This window comes from Actinoplanes sp. NPDC051633 (genome assembly GCF_040681735.1).
GTDB lineage: Bacteria > Actinomycetota > Actinomycetes > Mycobacteriales > Micromonosporaceae > Actinoplanes.
This window is the reverse complement of the sequence record NZ_JBFAZH010000949.1, coordinates 1-3,049: the sequence shown is the minus strand read 5'-3', so window position 1 is coordinate 3,049 and position 3,049 is coordinate 1. Positions and strand designations below refer to the sequence as shown.

Below are 3,049 nucleotides of genomic sequence, written 5' to 3'. Positions count from 1 at the left end.
GGAAGACCAGATCCTCCGGCGGCAGCCCGCTCTCGGCCCACACCTGCCGCGCGCCCTGCAGGCGCTCACGGACCTGGCCGATGTGGTCGGGCCCGCCGGCGAACGCCACCCGGGTGTGCCCCGCGTCGATCAGGTGCTCGACGGCGATCCGGCCGCCGTACACGTCGTCCACCGCCACCGAGCAGAAGCTGCTGTCGCGCACCCGGTCGACCACCACAACCGGCACGCCGCGGCGGCTGATCTCGCCCAGCATCGCCGAGCCGGGGTCCACCGGGGTGATCAGGATGCCCTGCACCCGCTGCTGCAGGAGGCGGTCGAGGTGGACCTCCTCGCGGGCCGCACGCCCGTTGCTGTTGCAGATGAACAACGACAGGTCCGCGTCGTCGGCGGCCATCTCGATGCCCTGGGCCACGTCGTGGAAGAACGGGTTGGTGCCGTCCAGCATCACGTACGCCAGGGTGCGGCTCGTGCCGGCCCGCAGCTGCCGGGCCGACTCGTTGCGCACGAAGCCGAGCTCGGCCATCGCTCGCTCGACCCGCTCGCGCGTCGCGGTCGCGACCATCTCGGGCCGGTTCATCACGTTGGACACCGTGCCCAGGGAGACGCCGGCCGCGGCGGCGACGTCCTTGACCGACGGTGCCTTGCCTACGACCACGGGTACCTCTTCATTTCATCCACGTTACGGATGCGTCTTGACACTTGTGACCGGGGCCACCTACGTTCGACCCTACGTTGACTGAAACATTTCAACAACAACCCTGGGAGGTGGTCGTGGCGGCGCACGCGCCGGTCCTCGAGGTCCACGACGTCAGCAAGTCCTTCGGGGCCGTGGCAGCAGTGCAGGGCGTCAGCTTCCCGCTGTTCTCCGGCGAGGCGCACGCCCTGGTCGGGGAGAACGGCGCCGGCAAGTCCACGATCGTGAAGATGCTGGCCGGCGTGCACCGGCCGGACACCGGGACGCTGCGGGTCAACGGCGCCGACGTCGACTTCGCCGGGCCGGCCGACGCCAAGGCCGCCGGCATCGCGGTCATCTACCAGGAGCCGACGCTCTTCCCGGACCTGTCCGTCGCGGAGAACATCGCGATGGGCAACCAGCCGCTGACCCGACTGCACCGGGTCGACCGCAGGGCGATGAACGCGGCCGCCGAGCGGCTCTTCGCACGGCTCGGCGTGCACCTGGACCCGACCCGCCCGGCGCGCGGACTGTCCATCGCCGACCAGCAGCTCGTGGAGATCGCCAAGGCGCTGTCCAGCGAGGCCCGGATCCTGGTGATGGACGAGCCCACCGCGGCGCTCAGCGGCGTCGAGGTCGAGCGGCTCTTCTCGGTGGTGCGCTCGCTGCGCGACGAGGGCGCGGCGATCATGTTCATCTCGCACCGCTTCGAGGAGGTCACCGCGCTGTGCGAGCGGGTGACCATCATGCGCGACGGCCGGCACGTGTGCACCGAGCCGGTCGCCGGCCTGAGCGTCGACGACATGATCCGCCGCATGGTCGGCCGCGATCTGAGCGCGCTGTTCCCCAAGCAGGACGTGCCGCCCGGCGACGTCGTGCTCGAGGTCGACGGACTGTCCCGCGAGGGCGTCTTCAAAGACATCAGCTTCTCGGTACGAGCCGGCGAGATCGTCGCTCTGGCCGGCCTGGTCGGCGCCGGCCGGTCCGAGGTGATGCAGGCCGTGTTCGGGGTGGACCGCTACGACGCGGGCAGCGTCCGGTTCCTCGGCCGGCGGCTCAAGCCCGGCTCCCCGCGCGCGGCGATGACGGCCGGGATGGCGCTGGTCCCCGAGGACCGCCGCCAGCAGGGCCTGGTGATGGAGCTGTCGATCGAGCGCAACGTGACCCTCCCCCGGGCCCGCAAGCTGGCCCGCCTCGGTCTGCTGTGGAGTACGACCGAGCGCGCCGAGGCGTACAAATGGACCCAGCGGCTGCAGACCAAGCTGGGCCGGCTCACCGACGCGGTGGGCACCCTCTCGGGCGGCAACCAGCAGAAGGTCGTCCTCGCCAAGTGGCTGTCCACCGCGCCGAAGCTGCTGATCGTCGACGAGCCGACCCGCGGCATCGACGTCGGCACCAAGGCCGAGGTGCACCGGCTGATGTCGTCGCTGGCCGCCGAGGGCATGGCCGTGGTGATGGTGTCCTCCGAGCTGCCCGAGGTGCTCGGCATGGCCGACCGCGTCGTCGTCCTGCGCGAGGGCCGGGTCGCCGCCCAGCTCACCCGCGCGGAGGCGACCGAAGAGTCGATCATGTACGCGGCGGTGGCCTGATGAGCACGATGGCGTCGCCCGTACCCGCGCTCAAGGGGATCTTCAAAGCGCGCGAGCTGGGCATCGTCCTCGCGCTGGCCGTGCTGGTCGCGTACACCGCCATCGGCAACCCCCGCTTCCTCTCCGGGCAGAGCGTCCGCGACATCCTGCTGAACACCGCGATCCTCGCGGTGATGGCCGCCGGCCAGGCGGTCGTCGTGATCACCCGCAACATCGACCTGTCCGTCGGCTCGGTGCTCGGGCTCAGCGCCTTCGCCGTGGCGACCATGATGAGCGCGAACCCCGGCCTTCCGATGATCGTCGCGCTGCTGGCCGGCATCGCGGTCGGCGCGGTGTGCGGCCTGGTCAACGGCGTGCTGGTCCGCTACGGCCGGGTGCCGGCGCTGGTGGTGACCCTCGGGACGCTCTACATCTACCGCGGCCTCACGTACTCCTGGGCGGGCGGCTCCCAGGTCAACGCCGACGAGCTGCCGCCGCACGTCCTCAGCTTCGCCAACGACAGCATCCTCGGCATCCCCTGGCTGGTGCTGATCGCGCTGGTCGTGGTCGGTGGCGTGTCGTTGCTGATGCGCGACTTCCGGGTCGGCCGCGAGCTCTACGCGATCGGCTCCAGCCCGCAGGCCGCCGAGCTGGCCGGCATCAGGGTGGCCCGCAACCTGCTCGGGACGTTCCTGCTCAGCGGCGCCCTCGCCGGCCTGGCCGGGGTGCTCTTCGCGGCCCGCTTCGGCACGGTCGACGCCGCCGCGGGCACCGGATACGAGCTGAACGTGGTCGCCGCGGTGGTGGT

The 3,049-nt window shown here is 71.3% G+C and carries 3 protein-coding genes; 2 read left to right on the top strand and 1 reads right to left on the bottom strand.

Translation table 11 applies throughout. The annotated features are described in order from the left end of the window. On the bottom strand, positions 1 to 655 hold a 655-nt coding region (locus AB0M20_RS34990; RefSeq protein WP_364304723.1), incomplete at its 3' end, for a LacI family DNA-binding transcriptional regulator. 116 nt (positions 656 to 771) lie between these two features. Here AB0M20_RS34990 and AB0M20_RS34985 point away from each other — a divergent pair. Next, on the top strand, positions 772 to 2,262 hold the full coding sequence (locus AB0M20_RS34985) for a sugar ABC transporter ATP-binding protein (RefSeq protein WP_364304721.1): 1,491 nt from the start codon (positions 772 to 774) through the stop codon (positions 2,260 to 2,262). Next, on the top strand, positions 2,262 to 3,049 hold a 788-nt coding region (locus tag AB0M20_RS34980), incomplete at its 3' end, for an ABC transporter permease (protein ID WP_364304719.1). The genes AB0M20_RS34985 and AB0M20_RS34980, both read left to right, overlap by 1 nt.